The 20,301-nt window shown below is 40.6% G+C and carries 19 protein-coding genes and 2 pseudogenes; 12 read left to right on the forward strand and 9 right to left on the reverse strand.

The features are described from left to right. The first annotated feature begins 81 nt into the window (after nt 1–81). The 8 genes from pstS (at nt 82) to D3222_RS05060 (ending at nt 7,184) form a co-directional block, all read left to right on the forward strand. Nucleotides 82–1,122: a phosphate ABC transporter substrate-binding protein PstS gene (gene pstS, locus D3222_RS05025; protein WP_118985173.1), complete on the forward strand. Its 1,041-nt coding sequence runs from the start codon at nt 82–84 to the stop codon at nt 1,120–1,122. A 115-nt stretch (nt 1,123–1,237) separates the two neighbouring features. Continuing rightward, nucleotides 1,238–2,194, forward strand: coding sequence for a phosphate ABC transporter permease PstC (pstC, locus tag D3222_RS05030; RefSeq protein WP_118985174.1), 957 nt, complete (start codon nt 1,238–1,240; stop codon nt 2,192–2,194). Nucleotide 2,195: 1 nt separating this feature from the next. Beyond that, on the forward strand, nt 2,196–3,080 hold the full coding sequence (gene pstA / locus D3222_RS05035; protein WP_118985175.1) for a phosphate ABC transporter permease PstA: 885 nt from the start codon (nt 2,196–2,198) through the stop codon (nt 3,078–3,080). A gap of 26 nt (nt 3,081–3,106) precedes the next feature. Further along, nucleotides 3,107–3,883 carry a phosphate ABC transporter ATP-binding protein PstB gene (gene pstB / locus D3222_RS05040; protein WP_036813691.1) on the forward strand — a complete coding sequence of 259 codons (777 nt, stop codon included), beginning with the start codon at nt 3,107–3,109 and terminating at the stop codon, nt 3,881–3,883. A gap of 14 nt (nt 3,884–3,897) precedes the next feature. Next, a complete protein-coding gene (gene phoU / locus D3222_RS05045) occupies nt 3,898–4,617 on the forward strand; it encodes a phosphate signaling complex protein PhoU (RefSeq protein WP_011144618.1) in 720 nt (239 codons plus the stop codon). 168 nt (nt 4,618–4,785) lie between these two features. After that, nucleotides 4,786–5,622, forward strand: a complete 837-nt coding sequence (locus tag D3222_RS05050; protein WP_118985176.1) for an ABC transporter substrate-binding protein — start codon at nt 4,786–4,788, stop codon at nt 5,620–5,622. 79 nt (nt 5,623–5,701) lie between these two features. Beyond that, entirely contained in the window at nt 5,702–6,439 is a 738-nt protein-coding gene (locus D3222_RS05055; protein WP_118985177.1) for an amino acid ABC transporter permease, read from the forward strand. 1 nt (nt 6,440) lies between these two features. Next, a complete protein-coding gene (locus D3222_RS05060) occupies nt 6,441–7,184 on the forward strand; it encodes an amino acid ABC transporter permease (protein ID WP_118985178.1) in 744 nt (247 codons plus the stop codon). A gap of 413 nt (nt 7,185–7,597) precedes the next feature. On the opposite strand, the gene D3222_RS05065 is transcribed toward D3222_RS05060, so the two are convergent. The 9 genes from D3222_RS05065 to D3222_RS05100 form a co-directional block, all read right to left on the reverse strand. Beyond that, nucleotides 7,598–8,017, reverse strand: a complete 420-nt coding sequence (locus D3222_RS05065) for an SMI1/KNR4 family protein (RefSeq protein ID WP_118985179.1) — start codon at nt 8,015–8,017, stop codon at nt 7,598–7,600. Nucleotides 8,018–8,029: 12 nt separating this feature from the next. Next, nucleotides 8,030–8,185: a hypothetical protein gene (locus tag D3222_RS24965; protein WP_157975289.1), complete on the reverse strand. Its 156-nt coding sequence runs from the start codon at nt 8,183–8,185 to the stop codon at nt 8,030–8,032. A 152-nt stretch (nt 8,186–8,337) separates the two neighbouring features. Next, nucleotides 8,338–8,706 carry a ribonuclease toxin immunity protein CdiI gene (gene cdiI, locus D3222_RS05070; protein ID WP_118985180.1) on the reverse strand — a complete coding sequence of 123 codons (369 nt, stop codon included), beginning with the start codon at nt 8,704–8,706 and terminating at the stop codon, nt 8,338–8,340. Nucleotides 8,707–8,716: 10 nt separating this feature from the next. Next, complete coding sequence (locus D3222_RS05075) at nt 8,717–9,196, reverse strand: EndoU domain-containing protein (protein ID WP_198672750.1); 480 nt, start codon at nt 9,194–9,196, stop codon at nt 8,717–8,719. Then, entirely contained in the window at nt 9,197–9,739 is a 543-nt protein-coding gene (locus D3222_RS05080) for a macro domain-containing protein (protein WP_118985182.1), read from the reverse strand. Further along, nucleotides 9,729–10,016, reverse strand: a complete 288-nt coding sequence (locus D3222_RS05085; protein WP_036783402.1) for a hypothetical protein — start codon at nt 10,014–10,016, stop codon at nt 9,729–9,731. Before D3222_RS05085 ends, D3222_RS05080 begins: the two co-directional genes overlap by 11 nt. A gap of 246 nt (nt 10,017–10,262) precedes the next feature. Next, nucleotides 10,263–10,607 carry a hypothetical protein gene (locus D3222_RS05090; protein ID WP_118985183.1) on the reverse strand — a complete coding sequence of 115 codons (345 nt, stop codon included), beginning with the start codon at nt 10,605–10,607 and terminating at the stop codon, nt 10,263–10,265. Then, nucleotides 10,604–15,631 carry a DUF637 domain-containing protein gene (locus D3222_RS05095; RefSeq protein WP_232832402.1) on the reverse strand — a complete coding sequence of 1,676 codons (5,028 nt, stop codon included), beginning with the start codon at nt 15,629–15,631 and terminating at the stop codon, nt 10,604–10,606. The genes D3222_RS05090 and D3222_RS05095 overlap by 4 nt, the downstream gene beginning before the upstream one ends. A 29-nt stretch (nt 15,632–15,660) precedes the next feature. Continuing rightward, the gene (locus D3222_RS05100) at nt 15,661–17,340 is read right to left on the reverse strand and encodes a ShlB/FhaC/HecB family hemolysin secretion/activation protein (protein ID WP_118985184.1); all 1,680 of its coding nucleotides are present in this window, start codon (nt 17,338–17,340) and stop codon (nt 15,661–15,663) included. Between the two features lie 378 nt (nt 17,341–17,718). Here D3222_RS05100 and D3222_RS25805 point away from each other — a divergent pair. The 4 genes and pseudogenes from D3222_RS25805 to D3222_RS05125 form a co-directional block, all read left to right on the forward strand. Then, nucleotides 17,719–17,937, forward strand: a pseudogene (locus D3222_RS25805) (amino acid ABC transporter permease); the annotation flags it as partial. 424 nt (nt 17,938–18,361) lie between these two features. Continuing rightward, nucleotides 18,362–18,490: a hypothetical protein gene (locus D3222_RS26415; RefSeq protein ID WP_255417008.1), complete on the forward strand. Its 129-nt coding sequence runs from the start codon at nt 18,362–18,364 to the stop codon at nt 18,488–18,490. A 649-nt stretch (nt 18,491–19,139) separates the two neighbouring features. After that, nucleotides 19,140–19,343: a phototemtide A NRPS accessory protein PttA gene (gene pttA, locus D3222_RS05120; protein WP_232832414.1), complete on the forward strand. Its 204-nt coding sequence runs from the start codon at nt 19,140–19,142 to the stop codon at nt 19,341–19,343. 99 nt (nt 19,344–19,442) lie between these two features. Beyond that, a pseudogene (locus D3222_RS05125) lies at nt 19,443–20,228 on the forward strand (IS30 family transposase). The last annotated feature ends 73 nt before the right edge of the window (nt 20,229–20,301 follow it).

The following is a 20,301-nucleotide window of genomic DNA, read 5'->3' on the forward strand; positions in this document are numbered from 1 at the left end:
GACCTATTTTCTCTCTTGCACCTTTTTTGATTTGACGAATACATTTCTTTATTGATTCTCAATATCCCATTAGGAGGGATTATGAAACTGATGCGTACCACCGTAACCGGTATAATGGCAGTGACGTTTTCTTTGACAACCCTGTCGGTATTTGCTGCTACTAGCTTAACCGGGGCAGGTGCGACATTTCCCGCACCGGTGTATGCCAAGTGGGCGGATTCTTATCAAAAAGAGACAGGTAATAAAGTCAATTACCAAGGCATCGGTTCCTCCGGTGGCGTAAAACAAATTCTGGCAAATACCGTTGATTTCGGGGCTTCCGATGCCCCTTTATCGGATGAAAAGTTAGCGGCTGATGGCTTGTTTCAGTTCCCGACAGTCATCGGTGGGGTGGTACTGGCGGTTAATATCCCAGGGATTAAATCCGGTGAATTGACATTGGATGGTAAAACTTTAGGCGATATTTATTTAGGTAAAGTGAAAAAGTGGAATGATCCAGCAATTACTCAATTGAATCCGGGAGTCAAACTGCCGGAGCAAGATATTGCCGTGATACGTCGTGCTGACGGTTCCGGAACCTCCTTTGTGTTTACTAGCTACCTCTCTAAAGTGAATAAAGCGTGGCAAGAAAAAGTTGGTGTGGGTTCCACCGTAAGCTGGCCTATTGGTTTAGGCGGTAAAGGCAATGATGGGGTTGCCGCATTTGTTCAGCGTCTGGCAGGTTCCATTGGTTATGTTGAATATGCTTACGCTAAACAGAATCATCTGGCTTATACCAAACTGGTATCTGCTAATGGCAACATTGTTAACCCGACAGAAGAGAGTTTCAGTGCCGCAGCGAAGAAAGCGGAATGGCATAAAACATTTGCTCAGGATTTGACAAACCAACAAGGTGAAAATGCGTGGCCGATGACTTCCACCACATTTGTTCTGGTTCATAAACAGCAGAAAAATGCAGTGAAAGGGGCGGAAGTATTGAAATTCTTTGACTGGGCTTATGAGAAAGGCAGTAAGCAGGCAAACGATCTGGATTATGCAACCCTGCCCAAAGCGGTGATTGAACAAGTTCGCGCGACTTGGAAAACCCAGATAAAGGATAGCAATGGTAAGGCGCTATATTAAGTCGTGTTGATAGTGATTGTTTTAAATATCGATTGCTTTAAATATCGATTAAATTTGTCGTTTTAATTTCTCCCTCGGCTTAAGGGGGAGTTAACCCCGAATGAGAATAAGCTCTATGGCCGAACAAAAAACGGCAATGAAAGCACCCAGTAAAAATGGCGATATTATTTTCAGCGCACTGGTTAGGCTAGCTGCGCTGATAACTTTATTTTTGTTAGGAGGCATCATTATCTCGCTGATTATTGCCTCCTGGCCTAGTATTCAGCAGTTCGGCATCTCTTTCTTCTGGCAGAAAACGTGGGATGCCCCGGCGGAGCAATTTGGTGCCTTGATACCGATTTACGGTACATTGGTGACTTCGCTGATTGCGTTGATTATCGCAGTGCCAGTCAGTTTTGGGATTGCCCTGTTTCTAACCGAATTGGCGCCTAACTGGCTGAAACGTCCGCTCGGTATCGCCATTGAGTTACTGGCCGCCATCCCAAGTATTGTATATGGCATGTGGGGGTTGTTTGTTTTTTCGCCGCTGTTTGCCACCTATTTCCAACAGCCCGTCGGTAATGTCCTTTCTAGTCTGCCGATTGTGGGTGAATTGTTCTCCGGCCCTGCCTTTGGCATCGGTATTCTGGCGGCAGGTGTTATTCTCGCTATCATGATTATCCCTTATATCGCCTCGGTGATGCGTGACGTCTTCGAACAAACACCGGTGATGATGAAAGAATCCGCTTATGGTATCGGTTGCACCACTTGGGAGGTTATCTGGCACATCGTGTTGCCTTACACCCGAAATGGCGTGATTGGTGGCGTCATGTTGGGGCTTGGTCGTGCGTTGGGGGAAACGATGGCGGTGACTTTTATCATCGGTAACACCTACCAGCTCGACAGTTTCTCACTGTTTATGCCCGGTAACAGCATCACTTCTGCGCTAGCGAACGAATTCGCGGAAGCAGAATCTGGCTTGCATACCGCATCATTGATGGAGCTTGGTCTGATTCTATTTGTGATCACCTTCATTGTGCTGGCGCTATCAAAATTGATGATTATGCGTTTGGCGAAGAATGAGGGGCGTTGATATGGCAACCATAGATAGACAAAAGCCTATTGATGCCGATGTACGTAGCCGTAAACAGGCATGGCGTCGTCAAAAAAATCGCTTCGCTCTGCTGTTATCAATGGCGACTATGTTGTTTGGTCTGTTTTGGCTGGTGTGGATTCTGTTTTCCACCGTCACCAAAGGTTTCGACGGCATGTCACTGGCGTTGTTCACCGAAATGACACCACCACCGAATACGGAAGGTGGTGGTTTGGCAAATGCCATTGTTGGCAGTGGATTACTGATCCTGTGGGCGACGGTTATCGGTACGCCTCTGGGGATCATGGCGGGTATCTATTTGGCGGAATATGGCCGCCGGTCATGGCTGGCAGAGGTGATCCGCTTTATAAACGATATTTTGCTGTCAGCCCCTTCTATTGTTGTCGGTTTATTTGTTTACATGGTTGTTGTGACGAAAATGCAGCACTTCTCTGGTTGGGCAGGGGTGATTGCTTTGTCGTTGTTACAGGTGCCGATTGTGATCAGGACCACGGAAAACATGCTGAAACTGGTTCCTGATAGCCTGCGCGAAGCCGCTTATGCCTTAGGTACACCGAAGTGGAAAATGATTTCAGCCATTACGCTGAAAGCATCGGTATCCGGCATTATCACCGGTGTGCTGCTGGCCATTGCCCGAATTGCCGGAGAAACAGCGCCATTGCTGTTCACCTCTCTTTCCAATCAGTTCTGGAGTACTGATTTGAGCCAGCCAATTGCTAACTTACCGGTCACCATCTTTAAATTTGCCATGAGTCCATTTTCTGAATGGCAGCAACTGGCGTGGGCCGGCGTATTATTGATAACCCTGTGTGTATTGCTGATTAACATTGTGGCGCGTGTGTTGTTTGCCAAGAAAAAGCACTGACCGATATTTTCAACAGAGAGAAGTAAATGAGCATAGTTAATGATATCGCTAGCAGCAAAATTCAGGTTCACAATCTGAACTTTTACTATGGTAAATTTCACGCGCTGAAAAACATAACGTTGAATATTGCAAAGAATAAAGTCACCGCTTTTATCGGTCCGTCGGGTTGCGGTAAGTCTACGTTACTACGAACTTTCAACAAAATGTATGAACTGTATGGTGAACAGCGGGCGGAAGGTGAAATTCTGTTGGATGGCAATAATATCCTGACTGATAAACAGGATGTGGCGCTGCTACGGGCTAAAGTTGGCATGGTATTCCAAAAACCAACGCCATTTCCGATGTCTATTTACGACAATATCGCGTTTGGTGTCCGTCTGTTTGAAAAACTCTCCAGAGCAGAAATGGATGAACGTGTTCAGTGGGCTTTGACGAAAGCGGCATTATGGAATGAAACCCGGGATAAGCTGTATCAGAGCGGATACAGTCTATCTGGCGGGCAACAGCAACGTTTGTGTATTGCGCGTGGCATTGCGATCCGACCAGAAGTTTTACTGCTGGATGAACCTTGTTCAGCTCTCGACCCGATTTCTACTGGTCGAATTGAAGAGTTAATCAGCGAATTGAAATCGGAATATACCGTGGTGATTGTGACTCATAATATGCAGCAGGCGGCGCGTTGTTCAGACCACACTGCGTTTATGTACCTTGGTGAATTGATTGAATTCAGTGATACAGACACATTGTTTACCACACCAAAAATGAAACAAACTGAAGACTATATTACCGGTCGTTATGGTTGATTACGGGGCGTAACATGGACAATCTGAATCTCAATAAACATATTTCTGGTCAGTTTAACGCTGAACTGGCACATGTCCGTACTGAACTGATGGCAATGGGGGGGCTGGTAGAAGAACAACTCTCCAAAGCCATTACCGCGATGCATAATCAGGATGCCGCATTGGCGCGTGAAGTGATTGAGGATGATCATAAGGTTAATATGATGGAAGTGGCGATTGATGAAGCGTGTGTTCGCATCATTGCTAAGCGCCAGCCAACGGCCAGTGATCTGCGGCTGATTATGTCAATTTCGAAAACCATCGCTGAGCTGGAAAGAATTGGTGATGTCGCAAATAAAATTTGCCAAACGGCACTTGAGAAATTCTCACATCAGCATCAACCTCTGTTGGTTAGCTTGGAATCCCTTGGCCGTCATACCATCCAGATGCTGCATGATGTTTTAGATGCTTTTGCCCGCATGGATTTGGAAGAAGCAATTCGTATCTACCATGAAGATAAAAAGGTGGATAAAGAGTATGAAGGTATTGTCCGCCAGTTGATGACTTATATGATGGAAGATCCTCGAACCATCCCCAGTGTGCTAACCGTCCTGCTTTGTGCCCGTTCTATTGAACGAATTGGCGATCGTTGTCAAAACATCTGTGAATTCATTTTCTACTATGTTAAAGGGCAGGATTTCCGGCACGTAGGTGGTGATGAACTGGAAAAGCTGTTGACGAAAGATAACGAGTAGCTCGCTGACCCCTTTGTCAATCATCTGAAATGCTGGTATTTTTACCAGCATTTTTTTACCTTATAATTGCTGATAGTTATAAATATAGTTATTTATATTATTTTATGCACTATAGTGAAGTTGATAGCTTGTGATTAACAAAGAATTAATTATTGTCAGGAGAGTTTAATGAAATCTCGCGTTCTTATTACGGCGTTATTGGCCGGGTTAACACTGGTTACTGGTGCTGCGAAGGCAGATAAGCTGGATGATATTAAAAAAACCGGCACAGTGCGGATCGCTGTTTTCGACAGTAATCCACCGTTTGGTTTTATTGACCCGCAAACCAAAAAACTGGCGGGTTATGATGTAGATATCGCAAACGCGATTGCAAATGACTTGGGTGTTAAATTGGAACTGCGTCCGACTAACCCGGCAAACCGTTTACCTCTGTTGGCATCAAAGAAAGTTGACTTGATTGCTGCCAACTTTACCGTCACTAATGAGCGTGCTAAACAAGTTGATTTTTCAATCCCTTACTTTGCCACTGGGCAAAAATTTATTGCCCGTAAAGGTGTTCTGAAATCTCCCGAAGACATTAAAAATTTACGTATTGGTGCTGATAAGGGGACAGTACAGGAAATTACGCTGCGCGAGCATTATCCGACAGCCAAAGTGATCTCTTATGACGACACACCTCTGGCATTTGCTGCGTTACGTAACGGCAATGTGCAAGCCATCACGCAGGATGATGCTAAATTGGTCGGTCTGCTGGCTAATGTACCGGCGGCCCAAAAAGCTGAGTTTGAGATCTCTCCTTTTAGCATCACCCGTGAATATCAGGCAGTGGCTGCGGCGAAAGGACAAGAGCGCTTGGTTGAAGCGGTGAACCAAACTTTGCTGAAACTGGAAAAAGAGGGTGAAGCCGCGGAAATTTATAACCGCTGGTTTGGCCCGGAAACCAAATCGGCTCAACCGCGAGGGGACTTTAAGTTTGCGCCTTTGGAGCAGCAAACTGAGTCCTAATAAGTAATAAACCCTTGGTAACTAGCCTCGCCTGTTGTTGCGGGGCTTTGTCATTGGTAATACCTGGTAATCGTAAGATATGTTTGAGTTATTTGTTACAGAACAGTTGCTTGCTCCCCAATATTTGGGGTGGCTTTGGCAAGGTTTCCTGATTACGCTGTGGATATCCGCTTGTACCGTTCTGGCTTCCACCGTTCTAGGGTTTGTACTGGCTGCTGCCCGTGACAGCCAACTGAAAATTCTCCGTTGGCCGGTAACCGCTTACACCACGCTATTTCGCAACACGCCTTTGCTGATACAACTGTTTTTCTGGTATTTCGCCTCAGGGCAAATACTACCGCAAGCGGTGATGCTTTGGCTGAACACACCTCATGAAATCAATTTGTTAGGTCTATCATTGGCCTGGCCTTCATTCGAATTCCTGGCTGGATTTATTGGTTTAACCCTCTATTCAGCACCATTTGTGGCGGAGGAGCTACGTGCTGGTATCCAGGGTGTAGGGCGCGGGCAAAAATATGCCGCTCATGCACTGGGGCTCACCGGTTGGCAGGCAATGCGTTATGTCGTGTTACCACAAGCGTTGAAGATCGCAACGCCGCCGTTACTAGGGCAATATATGAATATTGTGAAAAACTCATCACTGACAATGGCAATTGGCGTGGCTGAGTTGTCATATGCTTCGCGTCAAGTAGAAACCGAAACATTGAAAACGTTTGAAGCATTCGGTGTGGCGACGGTGCTGTATATCGCTACTATTGCCGTCATGGAAGGTTGGGGGCAATGGCGTCAACAACAAGCTATAGCGAGAGGACATTAAAATGGATTTTTCAGTCATTGCAGAAAACTGGCGCTATCTACTGTTAGGTACATTTCCTGATGGTCCTCTTGAAGGGGCCGCGTTGACATTGATGATTAGCCTGATGGCCGGGGCGATTTCTATTGTATTGGGTACGGTTGCTGGTATTGCTTTGGCAATGCTGAAAGGCTTCTGGGTTAACCTGTTAGCCGCAGTATTGGGCTTTTTCCGTGCAATTCCAGTCATTATGCTGATTTTCTGGACTTACTTCCTATTGCCTGTGATGCTTGGTATAGAAATTCCAGAAATTACGACAGTAGTTTGCGCTTTGGCGTTGATCACCTCGGCCTATTTAGCGCATGGGGTAAAAGCGGGGATTATGGCGATTGGTGCTGGTCAGTGGCAGGCAGGATTATCATTAGGTTTTAACCGTTGGCAGGTACTTTGGTACATTGTTTTGCCACAAGCGTTGCGGATGATGGTACCTTCCTTTATTAATCAGTGGATTGCGCTGATAAAAGATACCTCTCTGGCTTATATCGTTGGCGTGGCGGAACTGTCATTCCTGGCAACTCAGGTTAATAATCGCAGCATGGTTTACCCGACAGAAGTCTTTTTATTTGTCGCGTTAATTTATTTCGTGATGTGTTTGGCACTGGAATTAACTGCAAATTATCTTGTTCGCCGCTTCACTTTGCAACGTAGAAAAATATCTCTTTTCCATTTTTGGCGGAAAGAAAAATTAGTGTTGGCGCCCCAATATTAGCTTTTCTCTTTATTTAATTATCTAAGGAATAATCTCCCTATTTTAACGATAGGGAGATTATTAATTTAAATCAGCAACTTTATGGGAATAAGGAAAAATATTAAAATAACAAAATAAATAATCTTTTTAGATAATATGGTGATAATTAGCCTTTAAAATAAAGATAGATGTTGATAATCTCTCCCGTTCAATACGGCGTTATTAATAGTTTTTGATAACTATTCAGTATGTTTTTTGAATTAAGTGCGATTTATTTTTAAATAAAATACTCATTCTAAAAATATGAGATCTCACCCTGTAATGTGACGGGCTATAAATCCCCTGTGTTAGCGTACAGCTAACGCAGGGGGAGTGGTCATTTTATTAACGAGAAATTACGTAAATCTATTTACAAACTCTTGGCAGAGTATTTATTAATTGCCATTTATACATACTTGTTGGAGCCAATCAGTGATATCTGACCACATCTCATCACTATAGCCATCATGGGACCAGTATCTAACTTGGCCGCTAGGAAGGAGACAATAGTAGTTTCCGTTATCTTCACAAATAGGTAACCAGTCTTTAGGTACTCCTAACTTTCTTGCATCTTTAAGAGATTGTGATAACTCACCATAATTTTGTTTATCTTTAGTTACAGATAATAATTCTATGGAGCCATAGAAAACATTCCCTATTTCCTTTAAAACTTTTTTATAGTTATTAGGAAAAGTAAAACCAATCTCACGCTCATATTGTGCTAGCAATTCATCGTCTGGTAGATCTGTGTTGCTTTTTTCTCCACCAGATAGAAGTTTTAACTCATTGATAATTTTATCTAAATCGTTATTCATTTTTACACCTATTTATGCCTGAAGGAATACTATTGTCATTAATATGTATAACCCCATGATTTTCTTTATGGAAAGATTGTGTAATTGTCCTGCTCGTTGATCAGGATTTGGATTTTCCACATCAATACGTTCTTTACCTACTCTTTTCCAAATTGTTTTACTCGGCACTTGAACTCCATTTGCAACTATCATTTGACCATTTTTGTTTTAGCATATAGCCATATGAAGATTGCTGACCTTTATTCTAGGCAGGCAGTGAGTTATATGATTGTTCAAGCGTTAAGAAAAGATCCCAGCTTTTAGTACTGGGATCTTTCTGGTTAAGGGAGTTGAGCAAGTAAGGATTTTACTTGCTCTGTATCTTCTGGGTGTAATTGAAGATATTTGTCACAGGCTAGTTTTACATATTTGAAACAGGTTGCTTCGCTTACAATTATTGTTGGTGCTTGTTCCGGTGGATAGCCCCATGTAAACTCAACCCCTTCAAAATGTTCTTCTTCAAAAAAGCTATTCATATCTGGAAAGCTACAGTAAGCACCATCTGTAGAAAAACCATGCCTTTTTATAATATTTTCTATAACATCGTAAAAATAATTTTTTCCCTTTTGGTACATCACATCAAAATAGCCTTTCAGAATCCACTCAGGATTACTTTCATCATATGGTTGACCAAATAATTCTTGTTTCACTGTTATTTCCTTATTGAGGATGGAAGTTATTGATAGAGCCAGTGTCTTTGTCTATGTATATTCTAAATGTGATCCCTCCAGCCTTACCATCATATGAAGAAAGCCCTTTAGCTATAGCTTCTTTATACCCCGATGATGCTGCTTGTTGTCCAAGTTCAATCATCTTTTGATCACTGATGATCTTTGGATCATAGACAGTTTTTGTGAATGGTTTTTCTTTATAACCAATGACATTTCCGGCTCTGTCGTATGCAGGAATTTGATATTTTATTTCGGTAATTCCATTCACACTTGTTGGCGTTGAGCTAATAATTTTTATCCCGTTTGTATTGACTGTATTATTGAAGGCTTCAGCATTATGTGTTCCTTTGATTCCTGCTTTTTGAGTAATTCCATCAAAGCTAGTTAAGTGATTTTTCTGGTTAATATTAAAATGGATCCCTTCTGGGTAAGTGGTCGTTCCCTTTTTAGAAAGGGAACGACAAGAAATTTAAAATTTGTTTTTATAAGACTGATTGTTCATCAAATCAATATATATATCATAATTATCTTTCTCATAACATATAATATTGACTTTAGAAATGTGAGTAGCCTTATTTAAATATGAGGAAATTGTATCTAAAGCAATTTTAGCTGCCAGTTCTTTAGGGAATTTATAGGTTCCAGTACTAATATTAGGAAAAGAAAGTCTTTTGACATTGTAGATCTTAGATAATTCAAAACAACTTAAATAAGATTTTTCTAATAATGAAAATTCATTATTACTACCGCCATTCCAACGTGGACCTACAGTATGGATCACGTATTTAGCGGGCAAATTACCCGCACTTGTAATCACTGCTTCACCAACTTTGCAGCCACCCTGTTTAGCTCTAATTTTTTGACATTCTTCTAAAATAATTTTTCCACCTATTCTATGTATTGCTCCATCAACTCCACCACCACCAAGTAAAGATGTATTAGCTGCATTAACGATAGCATCAACAGCAACTTTTGTTATATCACCTAATATAATTTCCACTTTATTTTTCATTTAGTAATATCCTTAAAAACACCTCTACTCCAGTTTTGCAAGATTGTTTTTCTTCGGGTGAATATATAACATTCATTACCTGCCTATCTAAAATACAATCATATATGTCTATACTTAGCCAACCCTTAGACCATATATCAATAGTCCCTAGTTTTCCACAGCCCTCAAATTCAATTCGCTCAAGATTACCAAATTCACCATCAGCAAAAAATGAATATTCAAAAGAATAATTTCTTAAAAGAGGTTTTATATTTTTATCAAAGTCATGTATATTCATTTAATATCCTCATTTTATATCAACAATGGTAATATTCTTAATTTCAGGTAGTTGTTGACCGCTTTGTTTATCCAATAAAAATTGTTGTGATTTACTTGCATTAGGAGCAATCATTTTAAACCATCCATCTTAAGCGACTAATAGCATCCGCTGTTTTTGTCCCACTCCTCTTTTTAAATACTTTTCTCTGATAAGTAAGTAGTAATTGGCCGATAAATAAGCCCCAGCCGTGGCTGGGGGTATGAGTTATTTGTTTTGAGGATAGTTATAATGATCAGGTATTTTGTAATCTTCTGGAATTTCAGGCCACAAGTCCTGACTGTTTATTGATACAACATCGTCGATAATGTCTGCATATAGATTAGACAGATTCAATGATGTAATCCGAACTCTTGTCAGCGCACATTGAATAGCTATTTGATCATTTTCTTCAATAGTTCTATTAAGTAACATCACTGCCTGTTCAAAATCATAAATATATTCCTTGTATTTTTCGGTAATATTAAAATTCAGGTTTAACTCAGCTTGGATATTTTTCCTAAGTGAGAGTAAATTAATACAATAGCTAAGTTTGTTTAGAGTTTTCATCATTTTAATTTTCTCCCTTCCGCAGCTTTCGTTTTAGCATCATTAATTGAACCATCCAAGTTAAGCACAACTCTAAAATTTCCTCTTTTATCAAAAATTTCAAGATGATTCTTATGATCACCATCTAAGTAAATCTGGTCGCCTTTTTTGATATATTTATCAATGTCACTTTTTGCAGAATAAATACTTTGCCCATCATACATTTTACTAGTTTTTTGAGTATTTCCTTTAATCTGGCTCCCAAAACCGGATTGTTTTAAGAATTCATTCATATTACCAACAGCACCCTGATTCGGTTGATAAGGTTGTTTATTCTTCCCAACAATCGAAGCAACGGAAGCTTTACCGCCGATAGCGCCACCAATACCGGCAGATTCTACCGCTTCTTTGGCTATTAATGCACCTTTTTCCCAGGCAGGCAGCGAGTTATACAACAGCCCTAAATCGTTCTGGTTTTCTGTCGTCACAAACTGGCTGATACGATGGGCATCCTCAGCCGATAAGTCAAACATCCATCTTAAGCCACTGATGGCATCTGCTGTTTTTATCCCGCCGTCCATTTCGGCCTGATAGGTCAATGTACATAACCCACCGCTCCCGGCACAGTCAGATAACATGTCTGCCCGTTGTGCTGCGCTCAGTTTGTTGTATTTGTTCCAGATTGCTTCGGTAGGCGTTCCCTGCTTATTGGCTTCCTGGAGTTCTCTGACCAGATTGTAGGCATTCATGGAGTTCAGGTGGTTAAAGAGAATAACAATTTCTCCGGCATTCGCCCCACTGTTAGCGCCTTTGGCACTGTTGGTCGCAATGGCCCCTGCAACGCTGCCAATGATTTTGCCACCCGCCTGAATTTTCATTGGATCGCTGAATGTTTTATCCAATGTTATTGCTGCCAGTTCTGCGGCTAATGCCCCGGCAGCCGCCCCTTTGGCATCACCGCCGCCAATTTCCGCCGCAAGGGCAGAAACCGCCGCATGGCTGATGGCTTTTCCGGGTAAACCTAACACCTGACCGTTCTTGCCAATCAACCCGGCCCCTTCGGCGTTAATCTGGCTGCCAATATTAGCCAACAGAGCCGTAGTCAAATTATCTTTAAAACTGCCGCCATTGATGGCTGTACCCAGGCTGGAACTGATAATGGATTGACCGGCTACCCGTTGAGCGACTTTACTCCAGTCGCCATTGCTCAGTTTAGGCAATGTCGTTTTTGCCGGGTTAATTTGCGTGCCATTGGCGGCTTTATCCCATCCCATGACGTTATCAAAGCCAGCCAGAGCGCCACCTATCGCCATTGAAGTGACAGTTGATTTTACTGTCTCACTGTTTCCCATATCCTTAAGGGTTTTCGATAGGTTTCCTTCATGATTAATAAGCTTAACCGCCGCCGTAGCCGCTAGAGATGAGATACCCGCAGAAACTGCGCCATATGTGGCGGTACTCACTGTTGCTGCTGTTGCAGCACTGGCTCCGGCTGCGGTAGCGGCACCACTGGCTGCACCAGCGGCACCATTAGCAGCAGCTACAGTTACCCCGGCCCCAGCCGTGACTACAGCAACGGAGATAGCGATAACAGCAGAAACTACAGGATTTAAATGCTGGCTCTTATGATCCCAATTTTCATAAGCATCCTGAACTTCATTCCAGTTTACATCTTGACGTTGGCTTAACTCTTTTAACCAGGTTGTTTCAGAAGTGTTACCAAGAGCAGCCAATACCGCCTGTAAGGATTGGCCTTTCTGTGTTTTGATATCAGCATTGATTCCATTTGCGGCATCAATCGTTAATTTTCCACCAATGTGAACCGAAGGCAGCACCCATGTTTCTGCCCGATGACCACTATCTCTGTTCTTAATGAAAAATCCTTTAGACTGGCTAATGGTTTGTTCAAAAGAACTATTTTTAACGGCTTTAAAGTTTATTTTTCCATGTGTACTGGTCAGTCTGGCATTTTTATTTGTTTCAATTTTGCTGGCTTCATAAGTACTGTCATCTCGGCTGAGTAAATTAATATCTCCATCAGCAATAAATTCAGTCACTTTATTGGTTACTGAATGATGAGTGGTAGTTGAAGTCTTCTTTTTACCATACCACTTACGTTTAGTACTGGAGGTTGTATATTCAGTAACATCTTCTTGTGCTTGTGCATAAAGATAACCACCTTTAGCAGCAATATTCATTACACCTTTAGCTAAAAGTTTAGTTGCTTGAAATAAAAGACCTTCTCCGGTAAGAATTGTTAAATTATTACCGCTAGTTAATTTGGCTTCTTTATGTGTAATAGACGATCTGGAATCTGTATTTTCAGTATCTACTGCGGATTTAAGGTATGTATACCCACCAGAAGTGAGGGTCATATCACCTTTAGAAATTAAACTTGAACCTTCTAATTTTATATTATTATTAGCGATTAAATTTAATTTATTCCCTGCATTAACAGAAGTAATATGGCTTATTTTACCTTCTTTTATCAGACTGCCTGCATAACCATAAGCAGCAGATAAATTTAAATCTCCACCAGAATTCATTAATATATTTTCTGTTGCATTTAATGAAGAGTTGGTTATATTTAAATCTTTCCCCGTAAATATAGAGATACTCTTAGCTGTAATAGGAACTCCCCATAATTTAGAATCTTGAGAAGAATTTAATATAACGTCTTTTCCTGCTGTTAGTTCTAAACCACCAATATCTAGATTTATACCACCATTAATGGATATGGACTCGGATGAGTCTATACTGGTTTTACTTATATTTATTTTAATATCTCTGGCCGCAGTTAAAGTCGTGTTCTTGTTTTTTGTGAAATAATTAACGAAATTTAAATCTAAATTTGTTCCTGAAGAAAGTGTTAAATCCCCTGAGGAGTTTATTATATTACTTCGATCATCAATATCAGGCCCAACGCTAAATCTTGTAGATTTATGAGTGGATATTCCTGAATTTTTGCTTATTAATGAAACATTATGTCCTTTTAATACAGTTGATAAAATATTAATGGCAGAGGGAAATGATAGTGTATCCCAAAATTTATACGGTGCTTTATAATAGGTTGAAAGTATAGACAAATCACCTGATTTAGATATGATTTTAGAATCGGTAAGATCGACAGAATTAGCATCTGATGAGATAATGTTTATATCTTTTTCGGCATTTAATCGTGCTGATTTTAATGTAAATCCATTTGCATTCAATATAAGATTATTTTTAACTTTGATATCATCAGTTTCTGAATTTAATAAATTTAATGTTTTTTCTTTCCAGCCAGGCATAATCGGCGTATTCAAGTCATTTTCATTAACAAGTGCCTTGTTTGATGTGATTTTAACCTTGCCAATAAAATCAATAACTAAATTCTTTCCAGAAGATAGCATTGTTTTATCTGTAAATGGGTCAATTTTTGTTTCATTAGCAGGATTATTTCGAATAAGATCCCAATCTTGCTGTTTTATATCTGTGTTATTTCTATCTAATACATGTATTGCGCTAGAGTCTTCCTGCCAATTTTTGTATTTATAGTATGGATTATTAAATATAGGATGTGAACTATTTATTATAAAATGTTGATAAGTATTTCCATTGTATATACCTTTAGTATTTATAAATTTAGTGCTTGTAAAATCACTCCCGGTTAAAAATACATCGTTTTTTCCATGTATTTCACTGTTTATATTTAATAAACTATTACTATTTATATATAAATTCCCTCCGGATGAAATTAAACTGCTATCATAATTTTCTATAAAGAACCAATTTCTCATGTCATTGAGATCATCAGCATTACTAAAGTCAAGAAAGGAGTGTTTTTCAGGTTTAATATTAGAAAGGAGATAAAGATCTCTTATATTGAGCATTTTATCAGATCTGGCAACTAAATCGCCTTTATTAGTCTTTATGGTAGCAGATCTATTCTCAATAAGATGACTTTTATCTCCTTGTGCATTTTTCTGTATCCACAGATTATCATTGGCTTGTAGCAGAGCTTTGTTGCCTGTATTTTTCACCGTGTCGCCAAATATTCGCATATCTCGGCCAGCAGTTATACTGCCTTTATTATCCAGTGTGGTGTTTTCCAGAGTAATATCCCGTCCCGCTTGCACTGTAATATTGGGCGCAATATGGGTTTCTTTGCCAACAATATTCAGGTCCGTTTTAGCTGTGATATTTTCCAGTTCAATTTTGCCATTGGCGTTTAAAGTCATATCACGCTGGTGACTGGTTAACTCTTTTAAATTCACGCCCACGCCATCTTCTGTGGCAATTAAGCGGATTTTATTGGCATACATGCCCCCTAATGCTTTGGTGTCAATCGCTAATTGAGGCTTAGCGCCTTCTCCGGTGATTTTTTTCACTGTGCCATCGTTAAAATCAATCCGGTTAGCCCCTTGTGTAAGGGATAAATTATTCGCCTGAATTTTGCCATTTAATTCCGTCGCTCGACTGATAATATCGACATAATCCGTCGCCTTGCCCTCCAGCCCTTTACCGCCAATAGTAATCTGGCCTTTTTTAACCTCCAGTGCTTCCAACGCGCCCTGTTTATCAAATTGGGGTTTACCCGTGGTCAGTGTGGCACTGGCCGTATTAATAAAACCACAGCCATCACAGGTAATGCCATTAGGGTTGGCAATCATCACGTTGGCTTTATTGCCGAAAATTTCCAATTGGCCTTGCAGGTTAGATTGTCCGCTGCCGGTCACTTCATTAATAATCAGTTCCGCCGGTTTTCCATGCAGGTTAGGGTTAGCGTTAAGTTGCCCGGCCAGTTGCGATTGAGCTGCCTGAGTGGCGTTATTTAATACAGCACCCTGAGTGGCGACATTGAACTCTTTATAGGTGTTGTGGGATATCCCCGCGTCATTCGGCGTGGCAATATTCACCACCGGGATATTGCCCCGGTTTTGTACCTGAGTATGGTGATTGTCCGGTGTTATTCCGGCGGCAATCGCCGGGTGGAGTGGCTGAATTGCCGTCAGGTAAATTAAAAGATAACTCGTGCCGCTCGCCACAGAGTTGTTGCGTTTACTCATCGTACTTTCCCTTTTGTTTACTTTAAGTGTTACAAAGTCAGTGAGGCTGACCAATAAATGACCCAGTGATCCGGTTTTAGGTGATCAGGGTGAATGAGGGGCGTCCCAACGGTGATGGTCTGATTGAATTTACGGTGAGCCAGTGATAAGCCCAGAGCCGCTCCGGTAACATTGCCGCCCTCGATTTGTCCGGTTTTTTCCTGTAACCAGCCAGTATCCAGCGCTCCGGTTAAAGTGAGTTCGCCTGGGATAGGAAGTTCTGATACCCGCCAGTTCAGCTCGTTGCGCCAATATCCGCCGCGGTTGCCGGTGAGATATTGTTCTTTGAATCCCCGAACGGAATATTGTCCCCCCAGTGAGAGACGTTCGCTGGCGTAAAGGTTGTCCGGCGTGGTCTGACCGTAAATCGATGACAGGTAATAAACGGAGTCTGTGACCGGCATAAAATAGCTGGCACTTAAACTGAATTTGCGAAATTGACTACGTGGCGCATCTGAGAAACGCAGATCATCTTTGGTGGCGCCAAACGCCTGTAAACCGTGGCTCACCGTCGGGTTAAAAGTGATATAGCTACCCGACAGTACGGTACTGTAATTAACGCCAAAGCTGATGCTGCTTAGTGTCGGACTGCTGATGGATAATGTTTCCCCTGCCAGTAAATTGGTGGTCCGACGGCGTGTCAGCCCCATATCCAATGCCAGTTTCTGTTCTCCATCACGATATAACGTCTGGTTTACTGCCAGCCGGTGAGTCTGGCTGTCACCTGTGTAGCGATAGGTTTGTGAACCTGTCGGGATATTCTGAAAGGAATCATTCCAGGCATATTGATAACTGAATAACCAGTAACCATAAGGAACCGTCACATTGGCAGAGAGGCTGCGGCTTTGATGGCTATTGCGGAAATCATTGTTACGGCTGGCAGACAATGCCCACTGGTCAGCAAGGTGTAATGGATTATCCAGGCTCACGCTGGTATTGATTTGCCCGGTGCCAGTACTTTTTTGACCACTATTATCTGCACTCAAGCTGGCACTAACGGGTAAGCGAGTTGATGTTCGCTTTAAGATAATCGCGGAATAACCCGGTTGTTTTCCCGGCTGAATATCAATGGTCATTTGTTGGGAAGGCAGGCGGTTCAGGCGTTCCATGCCTTGTTCAATGTCCCGCAGATTAAGCGTCTTACCCATTATTCTCGGAAAAGCCATTTTCAACGAGAAAGGTGTTTCACCGTCCAGACTGACTGATTCAACTTTGCCTTCACTGACCGTAATAATAAGAATGCCAGAGGATAAATCTTGTGCTCTGAGTCCGGCGTGAGAAGTCACATAACCCCGTTCAATATAGGCATTAGTGGTTTTTCGTACCAATACATTAATATCCTGCAAAGATAAGCAGTGGGATAAATAAGGGTGAATTAAGTTCTTTTTGACTGATCCAGACAGACTTTCCGCACCGTCAAATTCAATCCGGCGAATGGTGTGGCAAACAGACTTTTCTGTACTCGGCGCTACATCGGGTGATGGAGATAATATGATGTTGTTATGCAGCGTTTCCCGTTGTTGCTCGGCTTGTTGTAGTAATGCTTTTTGTTGCTGAGTAATGGCTTCTTGATCCGCAGGGCTGATGGATGCTGAGGCATAGACCAGTTCGGAAATTACCAGCAGGATAAGTCCTGTCAGGCTTCGGTGATAAAGAAAGCGTCTTCTCATAAATAATCCTGATAGTCTAATAATAACATTAATAAACTATTCTAATGTGGAATTATTTTCTTGTCTGAATGGATAGTGTGAAATGTGATCTTGATCGGTTATTTAATCTTGTTAATGGGGAATCTGATATATTAAATTCCGCAAAGTGGCGATAGGGGTGGAGATATTATCTCCTTACTGCAACCCAAGTTCTTTTAACTTCCGTGTAATCGTATTGCGTCCTCAACTTGGCAATTGTGCAATTATCCGACAGCCAAAGTGATCTCTTAGCTTGGTTGAGGCGGTGTCAAACTTTGCTGAAATTGGAAAAGGGAGTGAAGCCTGTCGCAGTATTGGGCTTTTTCCGTGCAATTCTAAAAATTACCACTGTAGTTTGTGCTGATAAAAGATACATCTTTGGCGACTCAGGTTAATAACCGCAGCATGGTTTATCCGACAGAAGTCTTTTTATTTGTCGCGTTAATTTATTTCGTAATGTGTTTGGCACTGGAATTGACAGCAAACTATCTTGTTCGCCGCTTCACTCTGCAACGTAGGAAAATATCTCTTTTCCGCTTTTGGCGGAAGGAAAAATTAATTTTTGCTCCTCAGTGTTAATTTTTTCTTTATTTAATGATTTGTATTTACGGCATAATCTCCCTATTTTAATTATAGGGAGATTTTTAATGTTAATTTATTTTTCCGATTTTGTATTATTGAAATATATTTTTATTCTGAAATGTAAACAATGATGAAATTATTAATAAAAATAAAGAGTTTTGTGAAAATAATAAAAATCTGTTGAAATGACAGAATAATAATCTTTTTAGATAATATGGCGATGATATAACTTATAAAATGTTATAATAAATTCGGCATCTTATTATTGCTTGTTAGATTTACACATTCTGGATTTACAGAAATATTCGATATTTTAGTTGATTGTTATCGATCATGATTAAATCGAGGGCATAAAATACCCCATTTTTGCAACCCTGATTTTGATTAATGGTGGGTTTGCTTAAATCTATCCGGAGTCTCTATGGGCAAGGATGCCCGCACCTCCATGAGTTCTGCACCTGATGAACCTAAAAAAGTGTGGGGCACTTTACCGATTGGCAATAAAATAACCGATTCAACACGCCTGTCACCAAATCCCCATTTTGTTTAGCCGGTGATGGAATGCCCGGTGCCACATTAGCAGATGAAAGGAATAAAACCTTGGTGCCATAATGAATGCCGATGAGACTACGACAACCAGAGATATCCGTCCTTTCATAGATGCTCTCGGTGCAGTTAGATTTAACCGACCAAAAGTTAATTGCCAAGGGAAACATGTGTTATTCCTACATCAGAGTCAGATCAACTGATCAAAGTATAGAGAGATAAAAAGAGGCTTTATCAGCAACAAATGCAATGGAGTTAATAAGGCGCTCATTATTTATTGCAAACGCGAACGGCCGTATTAAACGGTGAGCTAGAGGCTCAATTTGAGCGTTGGTATCCGGGAGTAAAATTGGGAGAAGAAACAAAAAACCATCTAACCGAAGCGATTACAGTATAGAATAATACCCAACGTTTTTTATGCTCTCCTTAATCCAATTAATCATAAAAAATAAAATTAATCACTAGATTATATGATGCGAATAATATCTTATTCAATATTTGTCTTTACAGTGAGTGTGTTATTTCATTGTGTACTTCAACTTTTTTAAAATATAAAATAATCATAAATGTGGCTTTTGTCACGAAACAAATATTTTTTATTGACTTGTCAAAGTTAATACATAATATTTTTTAAATCATGAACTAAGCTGAGGATTTATGTTTTGAGCAATCCATTTGAAAATGAATTTCTTGATTTCTTTGTATTAATAAATGATGAAAATCAACACTCGTTATGGCCTGTATTCATCGCAGTACCTGCTGGTTGGCAAGTTATCTACGGACCAGAAAAACGTGAGAATTGTTTGGGTTTTGTAGAGAGTAATTGGAAAGATATGAGGCTGAAAAGTTTGCAGTGAAATAAATTAGAAAAGGCGGATTCGACTAATAAGTGCAATTTTTCAGAAGGGTGGTCAGTTACTATAGTAGGCATATTTCCCGCCACAGGAAAATGCACTATGACCTATAAACAGCTGACCGAAGCAGAAAGATACCCGATTTTTAGTTTAAAAAAAGCGGGTCTTTCACAACGTTTCATTGCTCAATCACTTAATCGAAACTTATCAACCAGTAGCAGAGAGTTGAAAAAAATCAGAAAGTAAAAGAATATTGTCCGAAACAGGCTCATCTTCAGGGGATCTTGCCGTTATTTTGCCAAGAAAGTCACAAAAGTGACCAAAGAAATAAAAGAATGGATAAAGCAGCTAATTTGTCAAGATTTAAGTCCTGAACAAGTGGTTGACTATCTAAGGAAGTATGAAGGGATATCCTTGCATCATGAGACCATTTATAGATTGATTTATAAAGATCAAATGGATAGAGGTGACTTATGGCAATATCTCAGAATTGCCAGTAAACCGTATCGTAAACGGTATGGCTGTTATGAAAGAAGGGGAAAAATTAAAAACAAAGTCAGTATTAATGAACGCCCAGAAATCGTTGATAAAAAAGCATGAATTGGTGATTGGGAAGGTGATGTGATAATAGGAAAAGATAAAAAAAGTGTATTATCAACGCTGGTTGAACGTAAGACACTCTATATAATCATTATCAAACTGAACGGAAAACAAGCATCAGAAGTAGCTGAAGACACAGTGAGGGCTTTATACCCGTTAAAACAAATGGTTAAAACAATGACGTTTGATAACGGTTTAGAACTAAATAATCGTCCCCGAAAGACTCATGGTGACAAAACCCCAAATGGACTATTTAAAGGGATACGAACTTGTTTACTCGTAGCTTAATTATGTTGCGCTTACTATGCGAAACCACCAAACAAAAACATTATCCCTATAACATTTGTAGCTAAGGCAGAAC

Origin of the sequence: Photorhabdus sp. CRCIA-P01 (assembly GCF_003545805.1) — a bacterium.
GTDB lineage: Bacteria > Pseudomonadota > Gammaproteobacteria > Enterobacterales > Enterobacteriaceae > Photorhabdus > Photorhabdus antumapuensis.

Excerpts from the sequence above, each read along its gene's own strand:
- pstS (WP_118985173.1), top strand. The coding sequence starts at position 82 with ATGAAACTGATGCGTACCACCGTAACCGGTATAATGGCAGTGACGTTT.
- pstC (WP_118985174.1), top strand. The coding sequence starts at position 1,238 with ATGGCCGAACAAAAAACGGCAATGAAAGCACCCAGTAAAAATGGCGAT.
- pstA (WP_118985175.1), top strand. The coding sequence starts at position 2,196 with ATGGCAACCATAGATAGACAAAAGCCTATTGATGCCGATGTACGTAGC.
- pstB (WP_036813691.1), top strand. The coding sequence starts at position 3,107 with ATGAGCATAGTTAATGATATCGCTAGCAGCAAAATTCAGGTTCACAAT.
- phoU (WP_011144618.1), top strand. The coding sequence starts at position 3,898 with ATGGACAATCTGAATCTCAATAAACATATTTCTGGTCAGTTTAACGCT.
- D3222_RS05050 (WP_118985176.1), top strand. The coding sequence starts at position 4,786 with ATGAAATCTCGCGTTCTTATTACGGCGTTATTGGCCGGGTTAACACTG.
- D3222_RS05055 (WP_118985177.1), top strand. The coding sequence starts at position 5,702 with ATGTTTGAGTTATTTGTTACAGAACAGTTGCTTGCTCCCCAATATTTG.
- D3222_RS05060 (WP_118985178.1), top strand. The coding sequence starts at position 6,441 with ATGGATTTTTCAGTCATTGCAGAAAACTGGCGCTATCTACTGTTAGGT.
- D3222_RS05065 (WP_118985179.1), bottom strand. The coding sequence starts at position 8,017 with ATGAATAACGATTTAGATAAAATTATCAATGAGTTAAAACTTCTATCT.
- D3222_RS05080 (WP_118985182.1), bottom strand. The coding sequence starts at position 9,739 with ATGAAAAATAAAGTGGAAATTATATTAGGTGATATAACAAAAGTTGCT.
- D3222_RS05085 (WP_036783402.1), bottom strand. The coding sequence starts at position 10,016 with ATGAATATACATGACTTTGATAAAAATATAAAACCTCTTTTAAGAAAT.
- D3222_RS05090 (WP_118985183.1), bottom strand. The coding sequence starts at position 10,607 with ATGATGAAAACTCTAAACAAACTTAGCTATTGTATTAATTTACTCTCA.
- D3222_RS05095 (WP_232832402.1), bottom strand. The coding sequence starts at position 15,631 with ATGAGTAAACGCAACAACTCTGTGGCGAGCGGCACGAGTTATCTTTTA.
- D3222_RS05100 (WP_118985184.1), bottom strand. The coding sequence starts at position 17,340 with ATGAGAAGACGCTTTCTTTATCACCGAAGCCTGACAGGACTTATCCTG.
- D3222_RS26415 (WP_255417008.1), top strand. The coding sequence starts at position 18,362 with ATGGGCAAGGATGCCCGCACCTCCATGAGTTCTGCACCTGATGAACCT.